Origin of the sequence: Dokdonia pacifica, assembly GCF_900188275.1 — a bacterium.
Classification (GTDB): domain Bacteria; phylum Bacteroidota; class Bacteroidia; order Flavobacteriales; family Flavobacteriaceae; genus Dokdonia; species Dokdonia pacifica.
In genome coordinates this window covers 377881-404552 of record NZ_FZNY01000005.1, presented here as the reverse complement: position 1 = coordinate 404552, position 26672 = coordinate 377881, and the positions used below count along the sequence as shown (strand labels likewise).

Below are 26672 nucleotides of genomic sequence, written 5' to 3'. Positions count from 1 at the left end.
AAATGATATCGATTTTAAAAATTAATGGATTTTTGAACAGAATATCTTAGAACTTTCACTTATTTTTAAATGGGTTTATCTATCAGATTATTAGTGATTTAAATACTGTTTGATAGGAAGAATCTAATACGTATAACCAATTAATCCCCCAGAATTATGAAAACAACTAAATTTTTGACAATTTTATGTGTACTATTTACGTACATAACTAGCTTAGGACAGAGCAGAGATATTCCTTTTGTATGGGAAAATGCAACTGTTTATTTTGTACTTACCGATCGTTTTGAAAATGGAGACCCTTCTAATGATTTTTCGTATGGAAGACAACAAGACGGCGCGCCACTACGAAGTTATTTAGGAGGCGATCTACAAGGTCTTATTAATAAAATCAATGAAGGTTATTTTGACGACTTAGGAGTGAGTGCCATATGGTTAACACCACCTTATGAAAATATTCATGGAGCAACAGATGAAGGTCCAGGGAAAAATTATGCCTTTCATGGTTATTGGGCAAAAGACTGGACGGCCATAGACCGTAATCTTGGTACTGAAACGACATTTCAAACATTAGTAGATACCGCGCATGATCATGGTATTCGTATTGTTATGGATGTTGTTTTAAATCATGTAGGACCAGATAATCCTGATGATGAGTCTTGGCCAAGTGACTGGGTACGAAGAGATCCAGATTGTAATTTTAATGGGCCTCAAGGAACAATTCCTTGTGAGTTAGTTGCTAATTTGCCAGACATTTTAACAGAGAGTAATACTCCCGTAAATCTTCCTCAGTGGCTATTGGACAAATGGGAAAATGAAGGTAGAAAAGATCAGGAACTAGCAGAACTTGATGCGTTCTTTAATAGAACAGGGTATCCGAGAGCTCCTCGTTTTTATATCATAAAATGGTTGACTGATTATGTAAGAGATTATGGTGTAGATGGTTTTAGAGTAGATACTGTAAAACATGTAGAAGAATCTGTATGGACCGAATTAAAAACAGAAGGGCTTATTGCACTGCAAGATTGGAAAGGAAATAATCCTCAAAAGAAAGTAGACGATCAACCTTTCTGGATGACAGGAGAGGTGTTTAATTATTTTGCACTAGGAATGCAGCGTGTATTTAATGGAGATGGTTTTAATGTAGATTATTATAATAATGGGTATGAAAACCTTATCAATTTTGATTTTCGTTTTGTCGCAAATCAAGGCTTAGAGAGTATATTTTCTAGCTATAACAATTTATTGCAAAATCAATTAGGAGGTGCTTCTGTGATGAATTTCTTGGCAAATCATGATACTGCTGAGGTATTTGATATCAATAGAACGAGAACTTTTGAAGCAGGTACCAAGCTCTTACTGTCACCTTCTACCGCACAAATATATTATGGAGATGAAACCGCACGTACCTTAACACCCGGCGGTGGGGCAACAGGTGATGCTACGTTACGATCATTTATGAATTTTGGAGATCTTTCAAACCCTAATTCTCTAGCGTCACTCACCTTATTACATCACCAAAAGATAGGACGCTTTAGAAGAGAGCATGTTTCTGTAGGGGCGGGTGTACATACAAAATTACAGGATACACCATATACCTTTAAAAGAGAGTTTGATAACGGCGTGTTATCTGACAAAAGTTTAGTGTATACAGGAAATGATGGTGACTTTCAGAATGCACTAAATGTGTTTAATCTATGGCCAGATGGAACTGAACTTACTGATTATTTTTCAGGAAATACTGCTACGGTGACAAATAATACCGCAGATTTTAACAGCCCGTTTGGTCTTGTCTTAATAGGAGAAGCTTTTGATGGCAATAGTGTAACTCCTCCTTCATCATTTACTGTACGTGCTAAAAAACCATTAGACTGGAATGAACTTGATATCTATGTATATAACACAGCAACAAATAGTGTGCTCTCTGGTACCAACGGATGGCCTGGGCAATCTATGACACCCGTTTCAGGAAGTACAGTTTGGTATGAATATGAAATCAATGTACCTACAGGAGTGAGTACCAATCAAATCGGGATTGTATTTAATAATGGGAATAATGGAAGCCAATCTGTTGATCTATTTAGAGATAAAGATGGTTGGTTTGAGTTTACTTCTGGCGGTGCCTTACGAAATGGTACTTGGTCAGATGTTTGTCCTTCAGATTGTCCTGGAACTTCTACAAATACCTATCGTATCTATGCCCATCAACCTAATGATTGGAACACGATTTTTGCGTATACATTTAATACAACTCAAAATGGTGTTTTATCGGGTACTCCCAACTGGCCTGGTTTACAAATGACAGCCCTTCCCGATACTGCTAATTGGTACTTTTACGATATCACATTACCAACAGGCGTAAGTAGTTCTGAAATTGGAATTGTTTTTAATAATGGGAATAATGGAAGTCAATCTGTAGATCTATTTAGAGACCGTGAAGGCTGGTTCAATTTTACTTCTGGCGGAGCAATGCGAAATGGTACTTGGAATGATACTTGTCCATTTGATTGCCCTACTCGTAGTAATGTACCAGATGGAATTTCTGTAGATGATATAAAAGATATAAGTACCGTTTTAAAAAGTAAGATAATAACTTATCCTAATCCTTCAGATGGAAATGGAGTGATTGCGATTCCTTTGGAAGAAAAAGAAGCTATTACTGTGATGATTTATGATAGTTATGGTCGGATGGTAAAAGAATACAAATCTAAAGAGTTTGATGCAGGAACAGTAGTAATAGACTATCATCTTACTACTTCTGGTCTTTATTTTTATAAAGTAGTTTACGGATCTGAAATTGAAGTTGGGAAGATTCTTGTAAAATAGTTTTATATAAAATTAAGACCCATATGGAAACCTGTGAAGTTCGCTTTGCAGGTTTTTTTATAAAGCTTAATTTCCTAAAAGATTGATTTGTAAACCCATAAAAAGCATTTATATTTATGGTCTTATAATCAGTGAGGTATAGAGCTGCGCATATTTCTATCTTACACTAACTAAAAATGTATGTTAACCAAAGTTTTTGGTAGCGCAGTGTTTGGTGTAGATGCCACCACCATTACCGTTGAAGTCAATGTAGATAAAGGAATCGGATACCACCTTGTAGGATTACCTGATAATGCCATTAAAGAAAGCAATTATAGAATTGCAGCAGCACTTCAAAATAATGGCTATAAAATCCCAGGAAAAAAGATTATTATCAATATGTCACCTGCCGATATGCGTAAGGAAGGCTCTGCCTATGATCTTACATTAGCAACAGGAATATTAGTCGCTACACAACAGATTAAAGGAGATCGCGTAGAAGAATACATTATCATGGGCGAACTCTCTCTAGATGGAGGATTACAACCCATAAAAGGTGCCTTGCCTATTGCGATCAAAGCAAGAGAAGAAGGTTTCAAAGGCTTTATTCTTCCCAAACAAAATGCTAAAGAAGCTGCTATTGTTGATGGATTAGAAGTGTATGGTGTCGAAAATATAAGCGAAGTTATTGCCTTTTTTGATAAAGACATTCCATTAGAACAAACCGTTATAGATACAAGAGCCGAGTTCTATAAAAGTTTGGAACATCCAGAATTTGATTTTGCCGATGTCAAAGGACAAGAGTCTATAAAACGCTGTATGGAAATTGCCGCTGCAGGCGGACATAATATTATATTGATAGGTCCTCCAGGTTCAGGAAAGACCATGATTTCTAAACGACTTCCGAGCATTCTTCCGCCGATGAGTTTGCGAGAGGCGTTGGAAACTACTAAAATTCATAGTGTGGCGGGACGTGTTAAGAATGACCAAGGTTTGATGAGCGAACGCCCATTTAGATCACCACATCATACCATCTCAAATGTTGCTCTCGTAGGAGGCGGAAGCTATCCGCAACCAGGCGAAATCTCATTATCTCACAATGGGGTGTTGTTTCTGGATGAGTTACCCGAGTTTAAACGTGAGGTATTAGAAGTGATGCGTCAGCCATTGGAAGATCGAGAAGTGACCATTTCCAGAGCCCGCTTTACAGTAACCTATCCTAGTAGTTTTATGTTGGTAGCGAGTATGAATCCTAGTCCAGGAGGGTATTTTAATGATCCCGACGCTCCAGTGACGAGTAGTCCAGCAGAGATGCAACGTTATTTAGGGAAGGTGAGTGGTCCTTTATTAGATCGTATTGATATTCATATTGAAGTAACACCCGTTCCGTTTGAAAAATTGAGTAGTGAGCAAAAAGCCGAGTCCAGCGTCGAGATTCGGAAACGAGTGACGGCAGCGAGGGAATTACAAGTAGTCCGCTTTCGCGAAAGCGAATCCACAAACTACAACGCTCAGATGAATGTCAAGCAAATCCGAAAGTACTGTGCGCTTGATGAGGCTTCTAAAACGCTATTAAAAACCGCTATGGAACGTCTGAATCTTTCTGCGAGAGCGTATGATCGTATTTTAAAAGTATCTCGAACCATTGCAGATCTCGCAGGAAGCGAAACCGTTACCGGAACACATATCAGCGAAGCGATACAGTATCGTAGTTTGGATAGAGATGGATGGTTGGGGTAACTAGAATGAGAACAGGAAGTGATTTTATGATGTTAGCAACGACATCGTATCTAAGTGTAGGTTGTGATGAGTGGGCACCAGTTACAAACTGGCGCCAGCGAGGGAATTATAACTAGTAAATGCTTGATGGTTTTTATTGTTTTATCTTTGAATAAAAACAAATCTATGTTCAGAACTCTTATACTTATTTGTCTTTTTATTTGTCCTGATATTGTATCCTCACAGCAATTTAGTAAAGGTGAACTTATAGGGAGTATAGGCTTTACTTATGGTAAAAAAGCACGCTTTATTCATTATAATAAAGACCAATTTCCTGACATCCTGGCTTATCCATTTGTTCATATTAACAATGGTGATGGGCACAAACAAGAAACCATTCAATTTGCTGAGTCCGAAAATATGGAAACTTTAAGTGTAGCTGATTTTAATAATGATGGTTTAGATGATGTTGTGGTGCTACATAAAGATGGTAAAATCAAGATTTTTATGAATTCAAGTAAAGGTCTTAAAGAACTGAAACAGAAATTTAAGATTGGATATTATGCTATTGAGTATTCAGACATATATGTAGCAGATATTAATGCCGATAACAATTTAGATATACTCATCAATCGTTTTGGAGGCAGTATTATGGCTTTTACAGGAGATGGTAAAGGACAGTTTGAAAAGTTTAAGGAATTTCGGCAACTTTTTGGAGATTTTGGATTTGTAATGTCTAAGGATATTGATGGAGATGGTAAAAAAGAGATCATTTCTGAACAGGTAACTACATCAGGTGACACTAATAAAATATTAGTGAAAATAAGAGCATTTAAGAATGGAAATTATGTTGAAAAGGGATCATACGAGATTCAAACCAGAGTAGATGTATTTTATATAGAAGATATTGATAACGACGGTGATCTGGATTTTGTGTATGCGAGTGAATATGATAATGGTATCTATTGGAATGAGCGTGATGAACAAGGGCATTATTATAAAAAACACAAAATAGAAACAAAAGAGATTCCAATTACATTTTTTCTTTCCGATATGGATGGTGATAAGGATTTAGATATTGTAGAAAACATCAGAGTACCACCTACAAAACCCTCAGAAAATTTCTGGTTAGAAAATATTGAAAATGGAAAATTTTCAGAAGAAAAACCAATCGTCGCAAAACATGAGTCGGCTTACCTTATGATTACAGATATGAATGATGATGGTATTGGAGACTTTACCGAGTTTTCTGTAAGGAACGGATATAGAATTTCAGTTGGTATAAATAATAATATGACATTGGTATATCAAGACGATTGGGTCATCACAGGGAGTATTAGTGATTTTGATTTTTTAGACATCAATAATGATGGAATTAAAGATATCATTGCAGCTTCAGAGCACCGATTATTTTATTATCCTGTTTCTAAGAATGGAGAAATTTCTGATGCCGTACCCATCATACAAAATGAGAACTATTTTAATAAAATCATTTTGGCAGATATGGATAATAATGGACTTCAAGATGTGTTCTGGTGGGATGAAAGAACCAAGATAGATCGTGTAGGTTGGTATAAAAATTTAGGAATGGGTAAGTTTGAATATCAAGAAGTTAACTTAATGAATACAAGAGTTCCAAATGCTGACTTGATTGACTTTGATAATGATGGCGATATTGATATTGTTACCTATGAAATAAGAAGAACAGATGGAAATAGTCGTAAAGGATTTTATGTCTATCTTAATGAAAATGGGACATTTAACACCCCACCTGTAACCATTTCAGAATCAGATCAATTTAAACAATTATTTGTTTTTGATGCCAATGTAGATGGGAAACTAGAAATTATTGACTTAAGTAAAGCATGTGAGTGCTATACTTCTTTTGAAAATAAAGAAAACAACACATTTAAAGTTCCATTTCTTGAAAAGTGTTATGGATTTTATTACAATTTGATCATGGCAGATATTGATAATGATTCTATAGAGGATATTCTTATTGATGAGAGACGGAAACTGAGTTGGAGTAAAGTAAATGCTAATAAGATAATGCAGCCTATAGAAATTATTGAAGAGTCGCCAAATATTGAAAAATTAATCTATACTGGTGATATTGATAACGATGGCGATATTGATATCCTTTACAGAACTTCAGATTATGTTATGGTAGACGTCGAAGCGTTTATGAATAAATACAAACTCATGTGGTTAGAAAATGATGGGACAGGTTATTTTACATCTCATTTTATTGGGAATTCCAGCGGGAATTCTTGGAGAATAAAATTACATGATATTGATGGAGATGGGGATTTAGACGCCTTTCAATCACAAAGGAAATGGCATAACTACGGGCTTTTTATTTACAAGAATAATCAAAAAAAATAAATTTGAATACTTTTTCAATTCATTGAATGTCAAAATAACAGACATATGCCTTGTAAAGCCTCTTTGTTTTGATATAATTTATAAATATTTATAGTAGACCGTATCATTGCAGATCTCGCTGGAAGTGAAACCGTTACCGGAACACATATCAGCGAAGCCATACAGTATCGTAGTTTGGATAGAGATGGATGGTTGGGGTAGTGCTGGTTATTTATTATTTCAACAATAATGTATAACATTTCGCGAAAGCGAAAAAAGAATAAAATACACTAGCAACTACACTGGCAACGTAAATGAAAACGTACTTCCATGTCCTGGCTCACTTTCTACTGAGATGATTCCACCATGGGCTTGTATGATTTTTTTGGTATGCGCGAGTCCAATTCCTGTACCTTCATAGGCTTCATCTGCATGTAATCTCTGGAAAATAGTAAAGATCTTCTCTTGGTGAATCTCTGGAATCCCAATTCCATTATCTGTTACATAAAAAGTATGGTAGTATTGATCAGGAAATGCTTCATCTGCGTCTTTTGACGAAGTGATCTTAATGATAGGAACGGTGTCTGCTTTCCTGAATTTTATCGCGTTGGCAAGTAGGTTTTGAAATACCAATCGGAGTTCTACTTTGGATGCTCTTACTGCGGGTAATTGATCAATATGAAAAACGACATTATTTTTCTTAATAACAGTGGCTAAGTCTTTTTGAAGATCGTCTAAGAGCGCATTACAATCAATAATTTCTACATCACTCATGGCACCTAATTTAGAATGTTGCAATAAGGTTTCTATTAAAGTACGCATGCGGGTACTGGATGCATCCATATAATCTAAATTCTCTAGTGCACTAGCATCTAACGTCTCTCCAGCATCTTCTTTGATAAGCATGATCAAACTAGAGATGGTATTAAGTGGTTCTTTAAGGTCGTGACTCGCGATATACGCAAATTGCTCTAATTCACTGTTTTTTAAAGAGAGTGCTTTAGATTGTTTGTTAATTTCTTTATTCTTGGATGCAAGTGTGGTATTGAGTGTTTGTTTTTTACGATAATTAATAAAAAAGTAAACCCCACCTAATAACAATAGTCCAGCAATCACGCCAAGCAACATATTAATTTTGGTCTTACTTGTAATGATAGATTGTTGGTTATCTATAATTGCCTCTGCTTCTGTAATCTGGTTGTTTTTTAAAGCTAATATAGAGTCTTGTTGTGCAAGCTTTTTTCTACTTTTTATAATTTGATCTTGTGTGACTTTTGAAAATGCAATTTGTTCTGTGATCTGTTTTTCAAGCGCTTTTTCAATAGCTACTTTATCTTCATATTTTTGTTCCTGTATCTGATTGATAGACCACAATACATTTATAGAGTCTAATTGCTTTTCAAACGCTTGTTCTTTAGTTTGCAAACTCTTTTCTTGTTGGCTAATAGCATCTTTTTGTGAATTTAAGATGTCTTGTTGATTTTTAAGTATGGTGTCTTTTTCTAATAGTTCTTTGTTTTTGTCTATGACCGTTGTTTTTTCTTTCTCAAGTAATGATTGTGTGTCCTTAAATAAGGCTTTCCATTTTTGTGCAGAGCTTACTGCATTTTGGGATAGGGAAGGTGCTATGGTAAAGTTTTCTATAGAAAGGAGTGATTCGTTCAGTTCGTATTCAAATGAATTTCCAACAGAGACCATATTAATCATAGAAGCATTATAGCTATAATCTTCTGTAATTAGTAGTATATTTTTCCCTTTTATAGATTGTAATATATAAGCAATGTCATAATGAAAGCGGTTATTTACATAGAGTATTTGAATAGCTCCTATATCTTTTATTTTAGAATGGGTAATTACACGAACTGGTTTTCCTCCAATGCTTCGCTTTTGGGCCATTGCTTGTAGATCTATAGTAGTTCTATCTGGACCTAATACACCAATAGTAACTTCTTTAAAACTGTTAGCGTTTGGCCATGCTACTTGTTGTGCAATGTTATAGACAAAAATTGCACGTTGTAATCTTTCTACTTGCTTGTTTTCTGTGTTTTGGGATTGTAAGTCACCTATGCTATGTATGCTAAGTAGTAGTAGAAAAACAATCCTTATGGTGTGCTTTATTTCCTTTTTCATTACAAGCGTAGTAATAATTTTGCAAAGAAGTTAGAACCACTTATTCCAAATTGTTGTACACGTCTACTATAAACAAAACTTCCATCACTTGTATTTGCCTCATGAGTATGTCTATCTGGAAACACATTTAAAATATTATTACCTCCAAGAGTGAAGATAATATTTGTACTAGCTTGATAACTTATAGATGCGTCTGTGATAATTTTAGGAGTGAATACTTGATCTCTAGATTCAATAATTCCAGTATATTCATTGAGTACCCAGTTTGCAGGATCACCATCGCTAGGATGTAAGAAAGTAACTTCTCCAAAATAAGTATTTCCTATTTGTACTTTGAATTTGTCCCATTCATAAGAGACATTTGAATTTATTTTAAAATTTGGTTGCGCTTTTTCTACACGTGCTACTTCTTCTCTATTAAATAAAACTTCTTCTTGTCCAATAAGTGAAGAAGATACTTTAATAGGTCCAACGACTTCTGTTTTTGTGAAATTTCCTGCAAGAGAAACATTAAGCACTCCGTTACCTAATTGGTCTTTATAAAATGTTGAAAAGTCTATACCATTGGTTTTGGAGTCAATAGCATTTGTTAAGAATTGTGCGGCTCCTACGTTAAAAGGATCTAAGATATCTTCATACCCTTCTGAAAATCGTCCAGAAAGTACAATTCTATCTTTTATATTGATAAGATAATAATCTAAACCAAATGTAATTTTAGTTCCTAGTTTTCCATTTAAACCAGCGCTAAAATGTCTTGAAGTTTCGGCGCTGAGTCTATCAATTCCAAAAGCTTCTCTTGCTACCGCACTTTCATTATTAAAGGTACCTACTTGTACAATGGTATTATTAATAAATTGTGTACTTATATTTTGAAAATATACTTGATGTAAAGAAGGAGCTCTGAATCCTTTAGCATATGCCGCCCTGAAGCTTAGATTCTCATCAATACGATATCTACTCGCGATCTTATATACCGCTTGACTTCCAAAATCATTTGAAGATTCATATCGACCTCCTAAACGCATTAAAAAATTATCTGTTAAGTTGGCATCTATATCAATATATCCTGATGAGTTACTTCTAAATCTATTCAACTCATTTTCTGGTTGTATACCTGGGAATACTTGAGCTCCTGGGATACGAGGTCTTTCTTCTCCATTAGCATCAATAAAGGTAGCACCACCATCTACATAGGATGCTTCCTCGCCAGCAATAATTTGATAATTCTCAACCCGTAACTCGGCTCCAAAAGCTAGGTTTACTCCTTTGAAATAATCAAGAGGTTTTGATATATCGAGATTGGTTGTATTTTGATGATAAGAAAAACCTCCAGAATAAAAGGTGCGTGGTGATGTAATCCCTAAGGATGCATTATTAGAATTATTAATCGTGTAGTCTATTCTGTTATTGCCAATAGTGTGACTAAAGTCAATATTAAAGCCATTTTTAATCCCTTTAATTCCTACAACAACTGCATCATCTTGAATATCGGTTAATATTTCTGGGGAAAAACCATTTGGGAAAAGTGATAATACTACACGATCTTCGTCTTTTGGAAATCTATAAAAACCTTTTGCTTTTCCTTCTCTATAATTCCTTCCTCCATGTAAATAAATAGTAGCGTTAGGAGACATTTTAAATTCACCATTAAAATAGAGGGCAAGGTTTTGTGTTTCTGCATTTCCGATTTCCATCACCTGCCTATCATCATATCCCGTTTGATTAAAGAAATCATTCTCTTCAATTAACAATGCATCTTCAATTGGATCATCGCTATATACATTACCAGTATAGTTTCCAGCTCTGTTGGTTGCATTTCTATTTCGATACTCTGCAGTTACATTTACAAAGCCATTGGCTCCTAGTTTTAAACCAAAATTTCCTGAAGAGTAATTCTCAAAACCATCTCCTTCACTATTGATAAGGACTCTGTTATCTATATCTATAACTTCAGTTTGTTTTTTGAGTATAATATTGATCACTCCTGCAATAGCATCAGATCCATATTGTGATGTTGCACCTTCTCGTAAGATTTCAATACGTTCAATAGTAGCTAGTGGAATGGCATTAAAATCAACGCCTACACTACCTCTACCCACAGTTCCATTTACATTGAGAAGCGAACTGCTATGTCTACGTTTTCCGTTAATAAGTACCAATACCTGGTCAGGACCTAATCCACGTAAGGTAGCTGGATCTATATGATCTGTACCATCTGCAATAGTTTGATGTGTAGAATGGAAAGAAGGGACTAAATAATGTAATACCGTACTTAGCTCTAATCCAGCTGCATTCTCTAGCATTTGTGGTGTAATGATATCTACAGGAGAAGACGTGTTTAAGCTAGATATAGGATTCCCTCGAGTACCGATACTTATGGGTTGATCTATAGAAAAACCAGTTTGTAATAAAAAATCAAGTTGTACTGTTTCCCCAACCATAACTGATGTCTCTTTGGAGTCTGTTACATACATTACAAAACTTGCATTTATGATATACGTACCTTCATCTACAGAAAATTCATACATTCCGTTTACATCTGTAGTCGTAACTTGAGTAGTTCCTTCAATGCTTACAGTAGCACCTGGAAGACCTCCAAATTGATCAGAAATAGTACCTTTAATCGTAGCTCTTGTTTGAGAATATGAGGTCATTGTTGTTATTGCAAAAATGAACAACAATACATATTTTTTTGTAAGATTCCGGGTACTTAAATGATCATTTTTGAAAAACATGTAGGTTATGATTTTGGTACACTTAATAGTAGGATTTAATAACAAATTTTAAAAACCATATACTAAAATGGGGTGCAAGTTATATAGGTGATTTATTCGTTATTTTTAATAAAAATATAAATTTGAAAATGCTTGAAAAATAGGGTTAAGAATGTTTCTTCTTGAATTAATTAGCGCAAGGTATTATAACTTGATATATTCATATATATTAAAAAGCAAAATTAAATATTTTTAAATTAAAAATCGACAAAAAACACTATAAAGCCGTTAAAGTGCATTTATTAACATATTTTTATCAAAAAAGTGTTTTTTACTTGTCTTTTATAAAAGTACTATATATGCTTTCGCGAAAGCATACCCAGCAACACTATTATTTACATCAAAATCATGCAATCTGAGCACACTGTATGTTGAGATAAATCTTCATATAAAGTATTGGAATATAAAAACTACTTTTACGTACTTAATTTTTTTAATGTATGAAATCAAAATTAGTAACCCTATTAATAACACTTTTTACAATAAGTACTCTTTTTAGTCAGAATGAATGTTTTGAGTTTTTTTACGATAATGGAAATCCGTTGAGTATAGAATGTTATAATGATAAAGGAGAAAGAATTAATACGTGGAAATTCTTTTTTGATAATAAACAACTTAAAAGAGAAGAAACCTATAAGAATAATAATATTACAGGAGAGGTTATTGTCTATTTCAGAGATGGTAACATTCACAAAAAAATTAAATACTCTAAAAAAGGAAAATATAGAGTTGAGCGTATTTTTAATAAACAAGGAAAAAAAGTCGCTATTCAAAATTATTCATATTACAAAGAAGATGGTAAATGGATAAAATATTATGAAAAGACTCAAAAAATACAAAGTGAAGCTAATTATAAAGATGGAAAGAAAAATGGGAAGTATATAATTTATGCGATCAATGGTATTAAAATGAAGGAGGAAAATTATAAAGATGGAAAGTTACACGGAAAGAGCATGAATTATTATAAGAACGGGAATCCTAGAGAAGAAAAAATATATAACATGAATGTGCCTGTAGGGAAATACATTTCGTATTATGAAAATGGAATCGTAAAGTCCATATTAGAATATGGAGAAAACAGAAAAATTCTTAATCTTATTGAGGCTAATGATAGTGATGGAAACCCATTAGATAAAGGAACATTAAAAGATGGTAACGGAGTTTATTATGAGTATGATAATAATGGGAAGATAAAACGAACCTATGAAGTTGTAAATGGGAATAGAAGATATAAGAAATCATAAATAACATGAATTACATTTCTAATAATAAATATAGCTATAGTTTTTTAGCCTTATTACTTATACATTTAGTTTCTTATGGGCAACAAAGCTATGATTCGGCATTACCGATACTTCAAGAATTTTGTAGCGTGTCAAGCCTTCAAAGTCAAGATAGTAAGGATTTTTCAAATATAACTGCTTGGGTAGATCATAGTTTAGAAGAGTTATTTTTTGGTCTTTCAAGAAATAGTATTTCTTCAAGAAATAGTGGAGGTTATATACAACTTAGCGCATATGATAAAGGAGAAGGAATAAATATACCATTGTATGATGACCTTATAGTATTCTCGCCTACGGCCAGTTCTAAAAGGAAAATTAGCGAAACACTTACTAGAAATAAATATAGTATTGATACAGAATGTGAACTAGCAATACTAAATTACTGTCATGAGAATTATGTAAAATCTTTTGACTATAGTTATTATTCTTATTTTGAAACAGGAACTTATGTATTAAGCCTTAGTTTAGGACAAGTTGTAGCCAATACAATAAATAAACTTGTAGATTTTGATTACAAAAAAGACGAAACTGGAATTGAAATATTTGTAAAACGTATCAATGAAAAACTTAACACAGATATTGAAATACCAAAAAATGATAATGACGCCTTTAAAAACCTCATAAAAACATTAAAATCTAACTACACTTATGAGGAAACATTGCAATTAATTTTTAAAACTTTTATAGAAAAAGATCAATCGCTAAAAACTGAGAAATCTATAATAGATTTTTATAGTAATTTAAGCTCATCCCGAAATATATTCACATACATAGATGATCTACGGAGTTACAAACTTAAAATAGGAATGGCTAAAGGGGGTGTCATTAAAGTATCTAAAAATATACTTGAAAATATAGATCCTACTACAAAAGAAGTTATAGATAGTACTGGTGATTATCTCGAGATCCCAGTTTATATGGCTAATGCTACATTGTCTTTAGATAATAACCCTAGACTCGTAATTACTTTTGAATTTAATGAAAAAGAAAAACCTCTTTATAATTTTTACAGTGGTATAGATAGAGCGCTTGTAAAAGGTAAATTTGAAAGAGTGAAAATTACGAAAGAAAAACCTGTAGTATCAGAAATTGATAAGCTAGAGATCATTTACTATAACGATAGAATTCAAGTACGGGTTTCTTCAAGTTATTATGGAGATTTTCATGTTATTAATGTAAAAAGAGATTCTCTTTTACCTAAAGAATAATACATTTTTTTCAGGTAATAGAATGTGAATTTGGATTGCAAGATGCATCATGATTTAAGTGTATATCTGCATATATTATATATGCTTTCGCGAAAGCGAAAAAACACTGTCTATAACATTATTTCAAGAAAACTACTGAAACTATTGTAAGAAAATAAGGCGTAGCTACTGATAGTGAGTATTTTAAAGTATCTTTAGAGGTGATACCATTCAAAAAATAGATCAACATGAAAACAAAATTTGGCTTTACCTCATTCACCGTTTCTGAATTTGAACGATGGATTCAGCAACAAAATATTGCGCGTACCGTGCTGTTTGTTCAGCAACATCACACATTTTCACCTAGTTATATTCACTTTAAAGGAGACAATCATTTTGATATGCAAAAGAGCATGAAAAACCATCATGTCAATAATAACGGATGGAGTGATATTGGGCAACATCTTAGTATTTTTCCAGATGGAAGAATTCTTACAGGAAGAGATTTTGAGCGATCTCCTGCTTGTATTTATGGAAATAATAAACACGCTATCTGTATAGAAAATATAGGCTTTTTTGATACTGGAGAAGATGAAATGACAGATTTACAACGTCAAAGTATTATTTCGGTTACTGCCGCATTATGTAAACGTTTTAATGTGCCAGTATCTACAGATAGGATTGTATACCATCATTGGTTTAACCTGAGTACAGGAGCGCGTACTAATGGAGGTTCGGGTACAAAGAGTTGTCCAGGCACTAATTTTTTTGGAGGTAATAAAGTATCAGATTGTGAGCAGCATTTTCTACCGCTTGTTGCAGCTGCTATAGGACAACCTATTACAGGAGAAATATCTTCTTCTATCATAGGATATGGATATGTGACAGCAAACCTATTAAATATTCGTAAAGGAGCAAGCTCTTCATTTGAACGTGTTGGGCAAACTTCTCTAGGAGCAGTGGTACGTATTTATGAAGAGAAAAATAATTGGTACAGAATATCAGAAAATAAAGAAGAATGGGTTTCTGGTAACTATGTAAAAGAAATAAAACGAGCCACTGTAAATGCCCATGTACTCAATGTACGTAGTGGCCCTTCTACAAAATTTCACGTGGTAGGTTCTGTTGTAAAAAATCAAGAAGTCTTTGCCTATGAAGAAAAAAACGGTTGGTCACAAATAAGTTTAGATGAGCAATGGGTGTCTAATAGTTTTTTAGATTTTACATCCTAGCTCTACTAGTAAACTTGATACCTGCATAATATATACTGCAGGACACATACATTTTTACATATTATGACTACAAATATGAAAGGGCAAGTAGCGCTTTTATAGTGACTATTGTGTTATATAAATCTATAGCGTAGTTTAGATTCCCTTGTTATTTACAAGCCTAATTTATTTTTGTTAGTTGTATTGATAAATTAGCGTAAACAGTTCAATAACAATTAAAGTGTAGTTATTTTATTAGAAATGTTTATGTAAATAAAGTATTTAAAGAGGGGGTAGTGGTGCACTCCCTCTTTATTATTCCTACGGCTATTTTTTTGCAATTTATATGTTGTTATACGCTTTCGCGAAAGCGTATACTCAAACACCCAATGTCCTAAACTATTGCATAATGCAGATTAAAATACCTCATAAAGGGTATTCATATCTATGATAAAATATGTACTTTCCTATTCGTTAACTGATTGACACGAAAACAAAAGACATGGCGACACAAACAGAAACATTTCATATAGGAATTACAATGGCAGGTGCTGTATCGGCAGGAGCATATACAGCTGGATTTATGGATTATTTAATAGAAGTTCTAGAATTGTGGGAAGAAAAGAAAGAAAGGAATAGGAGTGTAGGAAAGGAGAGTCCGGAATATGATCCCACTATTCCTATGTATGATGTTTGTATAGATGCTTTTGGAGGTGCTTCGGCAGGAGGGATGGTAGGTATGATTACCGCACTATCAACATTCTCAAAAATGGAACCTGTACGCAAACCTTCTAATGAAAAAACAGGTAATATTTTGTATGATAGTTGGGTGTTATTAGATGATGATGTAGCGCCCGCTGTTAAAAATAAAGTAGCTACGTTTCAAAAAATGCTTACCGTTACCGATATAGATGAAAGTACGCATGGGGTTCCTTCATTATTAAATTCTAAACCAATAGATAATATTGCAGATCGAGTTTTCAATCAAGTACCGCCTCAAAATCAAAAGAGAGAACGCCCTAAGTATATATCTGAAGACCTAAGAGTACTAGTAACTCTTTGTAGTGTAAGAGGTATTCCTTTTGAGATTAAATTTCAAAATTTCACGTCGGCTAGTTTTCCATTTTCACCAGGCCATCGTATGCATGAACATATGATAATTGCGCACTTTAAACTAAAATTTGACGCAGCAACAGATACCGACATTTATTTAAATTTTGATCCTTATGATACAGAAGCCAAAGAGCTAATGAAGCTGTGTACAAAAGGAACGGGAGCTTTCCCTATTGGACTCGAAATGAGACAATTTGATGGAAAACTCACAACCGCATATATAGAAAATGCTATTTTAAGAAGCCTAGGTGTACAGGAGCGCTCTGCAATAAAAATATACTTAGAAACAGAAAATTTTGACTTTACAAATATAGATGGAGGAACGATAAACAATGAACCTTATGCAGAAGTGGTCAATGTGCTGGAAAGTATGCATCCCAATTATAATAAGGAAACCCCAATGTTTGGAACGATTATGATAGACCCATTCCCTAATTTTTACAATCAAGATCTCGCTGAGGATATTGAAGGGGAAACTTCTTTTTTTCAAAAAAATATTTGGCAAGTACTCGGAAAGGGATATTCATTATTCCAACAACAAGTTCGTGTAAAAAGATCGGGTGCTTTTTATAAAGATTACTTTAGGTTACTCATATTTCCTGTAAAATGGGAAAGACCCGGAAAACTGGCAGAGCATCCACCACTAGCCTGTAGTGCCTTAGGAGGTTTTGGAGGTTTTTTAGATATTGAGTTTAGAAAACATGATTTTTTCTTAGGAAGAGATAATGCTAGAAATTTCCTAAGAGCTTTCTTTTCTTTAGAGTATGATGAAGCAAATCCGCATCCTTTATTCAAAGACCTCACTGCCGAAGCAAAAGATGTTTTCCTTAAGGAAGATACAGATGATCAAGGAGTAGAGAAAGCTTATTTTCCAATTATTCCTGATATTTTATTTATCCAAGCTAAAAAAGAAGGAAAGACAAATCCATATTTTTATACAGTTCCTGACTTCCCCGAAATTAGAAATGGATATTTTGAAAGTATAGAGTCTTCTCTGAAAAATAGAATAAAAGTCATTTTAGATTATGAAATAAAGACGCGTTTTAAAAAGAAATGGCTACTTAGAAATGCTATTAAACTTGTAAAAGGATATCTAGCAAGAGTACTTACTAAAAAAGTAATTACAGTCATGAAAAATGATTTTACAAAAAGAAAAATGATGAATGGGTAGTATTTTTTATACATTAGTTGTCCATTCATAATGAAAGAAAAATGACTCCTTTCTCAGTACCTAATTTACCAACTGATAACTTGTATAAATTTTATGCGTTATCAGGAATCTTTATAGCAATATTTTCGATGAGTATAATTCTTTTAACGAGTTTTGAATTAGAACGTGAAATCCGAAATATGGAGCTAACTGAGCAAAAACTTAAAGTCGATAGTATTTATTTTAAAGGTTATAGATTGGAACTTGAAAGTAAGTATAAAACAATTAATAATGTATTGAGATCTTTTCCTGAAAAGGACTATACAGAGAATTCTCGAAAAGAATATCAACAGAATTTAGCTAACATTCAAGCTGATCCAAAATGGCGAGAATATTTAGCATTTATTTTCAAGTATGAAGATCAAATAATTCCAGGGCAATCTGAATTGAAAGAAATAGACAAAATTTTAAAAGAAATGGAAATAGCTTCAAAGGGCTTAGAATTGAAAAAGGTTGAACTAGAGTCAATAAAAAGAGGTATTAAATATGAAAAAAATAAGTTAAAATTTATATACTTATTTGGAAGCTTGTTTTTTCTTATTGGTTCTATGTTATCATTTTTTGGTTTTAGACTATGGAAAAATAGAATTCAAAAAATAATTGATAAAAAAAATAAAATAGAATTAAGGATATTAAAACGAGAATTGAAAAATAAAAAATAATTTTATATGACACATTTTAAAATATTCTACATCTAGTGAAAAGCAAGTATAAAATTTCAGGCCCAGGTGTTCTCATTGCAGCGGCATTTATTGGACCTGGCACTGTAGCCACCTGTATCGATGCTGGTGCATCATTTGGATTTACCTTATTATGGGCCATGGTACTTTCTATTATTGCCACCATTGTATTACAAGAAATGGCTGCTCGGATAGGACTTGTAACCAATAATGGTCTTGCTAAAGTAATACGATCTCAAATTACAAATCCATTAGTACGATTGTTATCTATTTTATTAATTCTAAGTGCTATTGTGATTGGAAATGCCGCGTATGAAGCGGGTAATATAAGTGGTAGTGTACTAGGTGTGGAAGCGATTGGAATAATAAGCACAATTGACGTTGGAGGATTATCACTTAATATTTGGAGTATCGGAATAGGTATTCTGGCAGCTATAATTCTATATATAGGAAACTATAAGATGCTAGAACGTATTTTAGTGGGGCTAGTACTATTTATGAGTGTCGCATTCTTGATCACAGCTATTGTTACAAAACCAGATATTGTAGCTATTTTAAAAAATAGTTTCACCCCTTCATTTCCAGATGAAAGTATACTTACTATTGTTGCTTTGATAGGAACTACTGTAGTGCCTTATAATTTATTTCTTCATGCATCTTTAGTAACTGAAAAATGGGGAGGACCAGAAGATCTTTCTATTGCAAGAAAAGATACAATTGTAGCTGTTATTTTGGGTGGATTGGTTTCTATGTCCATTATTATTTGTGCAGCAGCAATTCAAGGACAAGAGATCTCTAATGCCGCCGATTTAGCTAAAAGTTTAGAACCATTATTTGGAGAATATGCACGTTATTTTATAGGAGTAGGGTTAGTTGCAGCTGGATTAACTTCTGCAATTACAGCTCCATTGGCTGCAGCGTATGTAGTACAGGGGTGTTTAGGATGGGAGAAGAATATTAAATCTATGAGATTTCGATGGGTTTGGGTGATAATCCTACTCTTAGGAATTATATTTTCTTCACTTGGCTATAGACCAGGGGATGTTATTCTATTTGCACAAGTTGCTAATGGAGTTTTATTACCTATCATTGCAGGATATTTAATCTGGATAGCAAATAAAAAACAACTATTAGGAGCTTATACAAACAAGACGTGGCAAAATATACTAAGTGTAGCTATTTGGTTAATCGTTTTTGGAGTAGGGCTTCGTCTTATTCTTAAAGCATTTAACGTTGTGTAATGTATCATATTGATATAAATAGTGATGTAGGTGAAGGTGTAGGTAATGAAGCGCAATTACTTCCACTGTTGAGTTCGTGTAATATTGCGTGTGGAGCACATGCAGGCGATGCAAATACAATACAGCATACCATTCAACTAGCCATCAAAAATAATGTAAAGATCGGAGCACATCCAGGCTATCCAGATAAAGAAAATTTTGGAAGATTGGTACTCGATATGACAACAACAGATCTCCGGAATAGTCTTAAGGAGCAAATACAAACGGTAAAAAATTTCGCCGAAAGGCAACATCAAAAATTGCATCACGTAAAAGTACATGGAGCACTATATAATTTAGCTGCCGTAGATATCACTATAGCAAAGCTAGTAATCGATGTAGTTCAGGAAATTGATGATCAATTAGTACTATATGTACCTTATCAATCTGTCATTCAAAGAGCGGCAGAAGGAGCATTACAAACAAAAGTAGAAGGGTTTGCAGACCGTAGGTATCATAATGATTATACATTGGTGAGTAGATCAAAACCTGATGCTGTAATTCATAATGCAAAAGAAGTTCTTGCGCATATTATTCCGATGATTAAAGACCAACAACTCATCACTAGTACGAATGAAAAATTACCATTTCAAATAGACACTTTATGTGTTCATGGTGATACACCCTCTGCATTTCAAATTTTAACCGAAATACATCAGGGTCTTAAAAGTCATCAAATACAGATATACTGATGTACTATCACAATGTCCATATTTTTAAATTAGGAGAGAACTCTTGGAGTATTCAATGGAAATCTGTTCCTTCAAGATCATTATTGCTGTTTCTTCTTGCTGTTAAAAAAAACCTTGCAAAAGAATTTGATGCCGAGATTATTCATACCTACACAGAGATTTTACTTAAATATGTTACCATAGATTCTCTTTCTGGAAATACAATTGAAGACCGCTTTCGCGAAATTATTAAAGCAACAATCCCTCAGGAAGACCAGAAAACAAGAGTTCATCGCATCCCGGTATGCTATGAATCCTTATTTGGAGATGATTTAGATGCCTATTTAGAGAAGACTTCGCTCACATTAAATCAATTAATAGAACTACACACAAAACCATTGTATACTGTTTATTTTATGGGATTTTTACCAGGATTTCCTTATTTAGAAGGCCTTGATAAACGATTACATATAGAACGTAAATCAATCCCATCTCAAAATGTCAAAAAGGGAAGTGTGGCTATAGGAGGAAAACAAACAGGAATATATCCTCAAGATAGCCCTGGCGGGTGGTACACCATTGGACATAGTCCTAGTATACTATTTGATGTTTCAAAAAAGCAACCTTCTCCATTTAAAGCAGGAGATGCTATTCAATTTTATGCAATAGACGCAAAAGAGTATCAACGTATAAAAAATCAGGCACTTACAGAAACCGTATTTCCAATACTAGAAGAAGAAGATGAAAGATAGTATTCAAATAGAACGTACAGGTTTTTATACAACTATTCAAGATCAAGGTCGCTTTGGATATGCTCATTTAGGAATTCCAGAAAGTGGAGTCATGGATAAAAAAGCGATGCAACTTGCAAATACACTTGTCAATAATTCCCTAAATGAAGCAGTGCTTGAATATACTTTGGTAGGCCCTTCTATTCAATTTCTTTGTGATAGACACTTTGTGATTACTGGCGGAAATACCATTGCAACCCTAGATGCTAAAACCATCAAAAATAATACAGTTTATAAAGGACGTAAAGGACAAATTCTAGAGCTCACTAAAATTACAGAAGGCTGTCGAGGCTATTTTGCAATTGCTGGAGGAATGCAATCACCATCAGTATTAGAAAGTAAAAGTATGTATGTGCCTATTACAAAATCCAAAACAATACAAAAGGGAGCAAGTATTCCTGTAGGTATATCTCTATATGGTGCAATAAAAGGCGCCCGACTTAAAATTGAAAAGGAAACTGCTATTGTTTCTTACCTGAAAGAAGAAGATCTCATTACATATAAAGGACCTGAATACGATCTTTTGGATGAGAAGTTACGTGCTGATATATCAAAAAAAACATTTACTATTTCCAAACTTTGGAATCGAATGGCAATACAATTAGAGGATACAATAGCTCATAAAATACCTTCTATAACAACAGGGCCAGTGATTCCCGGTACAGTACAGTTAACACCCTCTGGACGAATGATGATTTTAATGCAAGATTGTCAAACTACAGGCGGATACCCACGCATATTACAACTTTCTGAAAGTGCTATGAATGTATTAGCTCAGAAAAAACAAGATGATACCGTATCATTTTTACTTACTAGCTAGAACATTTTGCTGTTCCATAACCGTATCACTAAGCAATTGAATAACATCTCCTTTTCCTAAAAGATCTTCAGTGCGTTTTGCTTCTGATTTGAGTTCGCGATGTGAAGAAATAGCTTCCCATAGGTTGTGGATGTAATCTGCATAATCTGCTTCATTATTCCAACCAGCAATTCCCAAACGCTTTCCTCTGGCGTATAATTTTCTAATAGTAAGTTTACAAAATGTGATAGTAGATGGCATAACAATAGGTCTTGGTGCGAGTAATCTTTCTGAGTTTGAGGCTCTTTTCATAATTAGAATCTTTTAATACTATATATTTGTTTATCCTCGTAAGAATTTTAATATAGGTTCGTAAGAATTTTACCGCTAATTTATACAGGAAGACCGTAACATAAATAGGTATTTTTACCTGTTTTTATATAAATCTTCTTGGAGAACGAGTTATATTTTGCTACTTTCATAACTTAACTTTAACTATTTACATTATGGCAAAACCAGAAAAATGCATCTCACCTCAGGATGCTGAAAAGTTGTTTTCTCACTGGAGTAAGACAAGGGGAGAAACTCTTAGAGAAAGCTTAGGAGAACATGATACCTGTGAATTTTCACTTAGTATTTCTGAACTTCGAGAGTATTTAGATTATGTGGAAGATGAATCTAAAAAACAAGGAGTATCAAACCCAGGCGTACGTTTATATTTTGGAGCATACGATGCATCAAAATCTGACAAAACAACTTTTTTCTTAGCCCCTACTAAAGGAAAAACAGCAAGTACAAGTAGAGGGGGAGATGATGATGATGAAAATAATTACGATATTGATCCATTCAATAATACTCAAGGAGGATGGCCTCCAACACAATACAATCCGTAAATGATAAAAACTTTACTTGATATTATTAATTTTTCATTGATATTAGAATTTGTGGCTGCAGTAGTAGCCACATTTTCTTATATAAAAATCAAAAAACTAAAAACACAGACTTTTAAATTCTTGAGTATATATCTATGGATAGTTATATCTGTAGAAGTTTTAGGTTCATACACATTTTTAATTTGTCCATATAAATTTGATGAGCTACCATTTTTTATTAATAATCCAGAATGGTCTAAAAATTATTGGCTTTTCAATATATATACGGCAATTGCCTATATGTTTTATACTTGGTACTTCTTTAAGCAACTGATATCTAGTAAGAAAAAATCTATAGTTATTTATTCGATGATTACTTTCAATATAATAACCATCTTTGATTTTATATTTGGAGAGATATTTTTTATTGGGTACTCTCAACTCATGAATTTATTTGGATTGATTCTTATTGTGATGGTTCTATGTATGTACTATTATGAGATTTTGACATCTGATAGAATTCTAGAGATAACTCATAAATTACCTTTTTATATTTCTGTAGGTGTTTTATTATATTTTATTTCGGTCACACCACTATTTTTGAGTAGTCAATATATAAAGTCGGAAGAAATCGTATTTACTAAATATTATCGATTGATTTTAAGTTATGCGAACTACTTCCTGTATGGAATTATTATCTTTGGTATTGTAAAATGTTATTGGTTCAACAAATCTCAAAGCACGAAGTTCTCCTCGTCGCCTACTTTATCATAGTAGTCGTAGTCCTTGTCTTTCTATTTATTCTCTTCTTTTATACGTTTCAACGTCGTAAAAACAAACTGCTTATAGAAAAAGTAGTGGCTCAAAAAGAATATGAGAGTGCTCTTGTACAAGCCGAAAATGAGATACAAGAAGCAACCCTTAAAAATGTAGGGATGGAGTTACACGATAATGTAGGACAACTCCTTTCGGTTGCTAAAATGCAATTACGATCAGGTCTTTCACTTCTTCCTGATGATAAAAAAGAAACATTTAAAGAGGCATTAGAAACAGTAGATTTGAGTCTTACTGAGGTGCGTCAGCTTTCTAAAATTGTTAATAGTGAGGTTCTTGCAAACATGGATTTACAAGCAGCAATACAAGTAGAGATAGATCGCTTAAATCGTTTTTCGCATACCAATTCTACACTTACAGTAACTGGTGAACCTATTTTTATAGAAGAACGCGAAAAAATTATTATATTTAGAATAGTGCAAGAATGTTGTAGTAATGTGATTAAACACGCAGAAGCACAACACCTTGTTATAAATATATCTTATGAGGAGAAACATCTTCATATTATGATAAAAGACGATGGAATAGGATATAATACCCATGATAATAAATTAGGTTCAGGTCTTATTAATATGCAACGCAGGGCAGAAATGATTCATGCACAATTAGTGGCGCATAGCAAACAAGGTCATGGAACCGAAATAACACTAACATACCAACCTTCCCCTAAATGAAACCGCTCAAAGTAGCCATTGTTGACGATCATATTCTTTTCGCGAAAGCATTAAAAACACTAGTCTCAGGTTTTGAAGATACCTATGTCGTTTTTGTTGCCAAAAACGGTAGAGAGTTTGTAGAATACCTTAAAAGTGGTCATGAACAACCAGATGTTGTGTTGTTAGATGTCCGTATGCCCATCATGAATGGATTAAGCACGATGGCATGGATTAAAGATAATTGTCCAGAAATTAATGTGATTGCCATTACCATGGAAGATGATGAAGAAACCATTTCTAATATGATTTTCTTCGGTTGTAAAGGCTATCTTCTTAAAGATGTAGAACCTACGCAATTAAATGCCTCTATTGTAAGAGCTAGTAAAGGAGAATTTGTGTATAATGAAATAGTAGATAGAGATCTTCGTAAAAAGGCTTTAAATGGTATTTCTGAAGAAAAAGAAACTGAGATTAGTAACCATAGAAAATTTCAATTAAAACCTACCGATCAGGAGTTTTTAAATTACCTCTGTGGTACCGATTTAGGATACAAAGAAATTGCAGACCGTATGAATTTAAGCCCTAAAACCATAGAAAATAGACGCGCAGAGTTATTTAGAAAACTAGGGGTGTCATCTAGAGTAGGTGCTGTAATTTATGTAATGAAACATAATCTCATCATACAATCATAACCATTTTAAAACAGCCTTTAGTAAGTTATTTTTCCCTTTATAGGGTGCATACCTGACAGGAAGGTCTAACCAATTTCCTTTTTTGACAATGGCTTTTGTATGACTAAAAGTTAAAAAAGTATGCTTTCCGTGATAACTACCTACACCACTATGACCTACACCGCCAAATGGTAATGCTTCATTGGCAAATTGAATCACGGTATCATTTACAGCACCTCCTCCAAAAGAAAAACGACTTAAAAACCAATTTGTAAAAGACCGCTTTCGCGAAAAAATATACCCCGATAATGGCTTCTCATAACGGTCTATAATAGCTTCTATATCTGCTTTGGTTTGATAAGGGATGACGGGCAAAATTGGGCCGAAAATTTCATCCTCCATAACAAAACTATCTATGCTTGGATTATCAATAATTGTAGGTGCTATATAGAGTTGATTACGATCAATTTTTCCTCCAAATGCAATAGGTGCATCCTCTAACATTTTAGTGAGCCTATCAAAATTCTTTTCATTTATAATTCTAGCAAAATCAGGGGAAGTTGAAGGATCTTTTCCATAGGCAAGCGCTATTTCTTTTTCCAATTCTTTTAAAAATGAATCTTTTATAGAAGCATCAATCAATATATAATCTGGGGCAACACATGTTTGTCCTGCATTTAAAAACTTCCCCCAAACAATACGCTTTGCAACCAATGCGATATTTACAGATGCATCAATGACACAAGGGTTTTTACCTCCTAATTCTAATGTAGTAGGTGTTAAATGCTTTGCCGCAGCTTGTGCTACAATTTTGCCTACAAACACACTCCCTGTAAAAAATATATAATCCCAACGTTGCGCAAGTAATTCGGTTGTTTCTGGAATAGCACCTTGTACCACAGCAATATATTCTGGAGTAAACACTTCGCTAATAATAATTTCTATAACTTGACTTGTCGCTGGAGTAAGTTCACTAGGTTTTATAACAACAGTATTTCCTGCTGCAATGGCTCCAATAAGAGGTGTTAATGCAAGTTGATACGGGTAATTCCAGGGCGCAATAATGAGCGTTGTTCCATAGGGTTCATAATACAGATAATCTTTTGATGGAAAATTAAGTAGTGATCCTTTTACTTTTTTTGGTCGTGCCCAAAATTCCAATTCTTTAATTGCAAGTCGTAATTCTCGATACACAATTCCCGTTTCACTTGAAATACTTTCATATATAGGTTTTTTAAAATCTGAATACAACGCTTTATGAATGGCTTCTTCATTTTTTTTTACGCTTTTGTATAATTTTTTTAAAACCTGAATGCGTGATGAGATAGCTATTGTCTTACCTGTAGTAAAATAGGTGCGTTGCGAATCAATGAGGCTTGGGATATTCACTATATATTTTTTACAAAAATAAGTACAATTTTACTGAAGCGATTGAAAATAGAACCTACCATTTTGAATTTTTCGTGTTTTTTTCAAAAATCTTTTTATACATTTATCCCATGTTTATGAGAAACCAAATTATCAATAGCGTCATTATTATTATTCCTCAAAGGGAATGATACGGACTGCTATACCCATTATATAAAAGCCTGTATCATTATTGATACAGGCTTTTTTTATGATGT

19 protein-coding genes and 1 pseudogene are annotated in these 26672 nt (G+C 33.6%); 16 read left to right on the top strand and 4 right to left on the bottom strand.

What is annotated here, in order from left to right:
* Positions 1–156: 156 nt before the first annotated feature.
* The 4 genes and pseudogenes from CHB80_RS16410 to CHB80_RS25110 form a co-directional block, all read left to right on the top strand.
* Positions 157–2823, top strand: coding sequence for an alpha-amylase family glycosyl hydrolase (locus CHB80_RS16410; RefSeq protein ID WP_089372584.1), 2667 nt, complete (start codon positions 157–159; stop codon positions 2821–2823).
* A 180-nt stretch (positions 2824–3003) separates the two neighbouring features.
* Positions 3004–4542, top strand: a complete 1539-nt coding sequence (locus CHB80_RS16405) for a YifB family Mg chelatase-like AAA ATPase (protein WP_089372583.1) — start codon at positions 3004–3006, stop codon at positions 4540–4542.
* Between the two features lie 165 nt (positions 4543–4707).
* Positions 4708–6906, top strand: a complete 2199-nt coding sequence (locus CHB80_RS16400; protein ID WP_179218196.1) for an FG-GAP repeat domain-containing protein — start codon at positions 4708–4710, stop codon at positions 6904–6906.
* 84 nt (positions 6907–6990) lie between these two features.
* Positions 6991–7107: pseudogene (locus CHB80_RS25110) on the top strand (magnesium chelatase subunit ChlI family protein); the annotation flags it as partial.
* 75 nt (positions 7108–7182) lie between these two features.
* Here the strand turns inward: CHB80_RS25110 and CHB80_RS16395 are convergent.
* Positions 7183–9015, bottom strand: coding sequence for a YfiR/HmsC family protein (locus CHB80_RS16395; RefSeq protein WP_089372581.1), 1833 nt, complete (start codon positions 9013–9015; stop codon positions 7183–7185).
* Positions 9015–11669 carry a TonB-dependent receptor gene (locus CHB80_RS16390; RefSeq protein ID WP_229746939.1) on the bottom strand — a complete coding sequence of 885 codons (2655 nt, stop codon included), beginning with the start codon at positions 11667–11669 and terminating at the stop codon, positions 9015–9017. Before CHB80_RS16390 ends, CHB80_RS16395 begins: the two co-directional genes overlap by 1 nt.
* Positions 11670–12229: 560 nt before the next feature.
* Here CHB80_RS16390 and CHB80_RS16385 point away from each other — a divergent pair.
* From CHB80_RS16385 to CHB80_RS16345, 9 genes are all read left to right on the top strand, one after another.
* The gene (locus CHB80_RS16385; protein WP_089372579.1) at positions 12230–13033 is read left to right on the top strand and encodes a toxin-antitoxin system YwqK family antitoxin; all 804 of its coding nucleotides are present in this window, start codon (positions 12230–12232) and stop codon (positions 13031–13033) included.
* A 5-nt stretch (positions 13034–13038) separates the two neighbouring features.
* Entirely contained in the window at positions 13039–14280 is a 1242-nt protein-coding gene (locus tag CHB80_RS16380; protein WP_089372578.1) for a hypothetical protein, read from the top strand.
* Positions 14281–14507: 227 nt separating this feature from the next.
* Positions 14508–15491, top strand: a complete 984-nt coding sequence (locus CHB80_RS16375; RefSeq protein WP_089372577.1) for an SH3 domain-containing protein — start codon at positions 14508–14510, stop codon at positions 15489–15491.
* Between the two features lie 481 nt (positions 15492–15972).
* Positions 15973–17754 carry a hypothetical protein gene (locus CHB80_RS16370; protein WP_089372576.1) on the top strand — a complete coding sequence of 594 codons (1782 nt, stop codon included), beginning with the start codon at positions 15973–15975 and terminating at the stop codon, positions 17752–17754.
* A gap of 41 nt (positions 17755–17795) precedes the next feature.
* Positions 17796–18455: a hypothetical protein gene (locus CHB80_RS16365; RefSeq protein ID WP_089372575.1), complete on the top strand. Its 660-nt coding sequence runs from the start codon at positions 17796–17798 to the stop codon at positions 18453–18455.
* Between the two features lie 35 nt (positions 18456–18490).
* A complete protein-coding gene (locus CHB80_RS16360) occupies positions 18491–19714 on the top strand; it encodes an Nramp family divalent metal transporter (RefSeq protein WP_089372574.1) in 1224 nt (407 codons plus the stop codon).
* Positions 19714–20445, top strand: coding sequence for a 5-oxoprolinase subunit PxpA (pxpA, locus tag CHB80_RS16355; protein ID WP_089372573.1), 732 nt, complete (start codon positions 19714–19716; stop codon positions 20443–20445). The genes CHB80_RS16360 and pxpA overlap by 1 nt, the downstream gene beginning before the upstream one ends.
* Positions 20445–21176: a 5-oxoprolinase subunit B family protein gene (locus tag CHB80_RS16350; RefSeq protein ID WP_089372572.1), complete on the top strand. Its 732-nt coding sequence runs from the start codon at positions 20445–20447 to the stop codon at positions 21174–21176. Before pxpA ends, CHB80_RS16350 begins: the two co-directional genes overlap by 1 nt.
* Positions 21166–22035: a 5-oxoprolinase subunit C family protein gene (locus CHB80_RS16345; RefSeq protein ID WP_089372571.1), complete on the top strand. Its 870-nt coding sequence runs from the start codon at positions 21166–21168 to the stop codon at positions 22033–22035. Before CHB80_RS16350 ends, CHB80_RS16345 begins: the two co-directional genes overlap by 11 nt.
* Here the strand turns inward: CHB80_RS16345 and CHB80_RS16340 are convergent.
* Positions 22021–22326, bottom strand: a complete 306-nt coding sequence (locus CHB80_RS16340; RefSeq protein WP_089372570.1) for a hypothetical protein — start codon at positions 22324–22326, stop codon at positions 22021–22023. The two genes, CHB80_RS16345 and CHB80_RS16340, sit on opposite strands and share 15 nt — an antisense overlap.
* Before the next feature lie 194 nt (positions 22327–22520).
* Here CHB80_RS16340 and CHB80_RS16335 point away from each other — a divergent pair, with 194 nt between their 5' ends.
* From CHB80_RS16335 to CHB80_RS16320, 3 genes are all read left to right on the top strand, one after another.
* Positions 22521–22907, top strand: a complete 387-nt coding sequence (locus tag CHB80_RS16335) for a hypothetical protein (RefSeq protein WP_089372569.1) — start codon at positions 22521–22523, stop codon at positions 22905–22907.
* A gap of 836 nt (positions 22908–23743) precedes the next feature.
* The gene (locus CHB80_RS16325) at positions 23744–24394 is read left to right on the top strand and encodes a sensor histidine kinase (protein ID WP_188476208.1); all 651 of its coding nucleotides are present in this window, start codon (positions 23744–23746) and stop codon (positions 24392–24394) included.
* Positions 24391–25068, top strand: a complete 678-nt coding sequence (locus CHB80_RS16320) for a response regulator (RefSeq protein WP_089372566.1) — start codon at positions 24391–24393, stop codon at positions 25066–25068. The genes CHB80_RS16325 and CHB80_RS16320 overlap by 4 nt, the downstream gene beginning before the upstream one ends.
* Here CHB80_RS16320 and CHB80_RS16315 read toward each other — a convergent pair.
* Positions 25063–26430 (bottom strand): aldehyde dehydrogenase, encoded by a 1368-nt coding sequence (locus CHB80_RS16315; RefSeq protein WP_371874996.1) that lies wholly within the window; start codon positions 26428–26430, stop codon positions 25063–25065. The genes CHB80_RS16320 and CHB80_RS16315 overlap by 6 nt on opposite strands.
* Positions 26431–26672 lie beyond the last annotated feature (242 nt).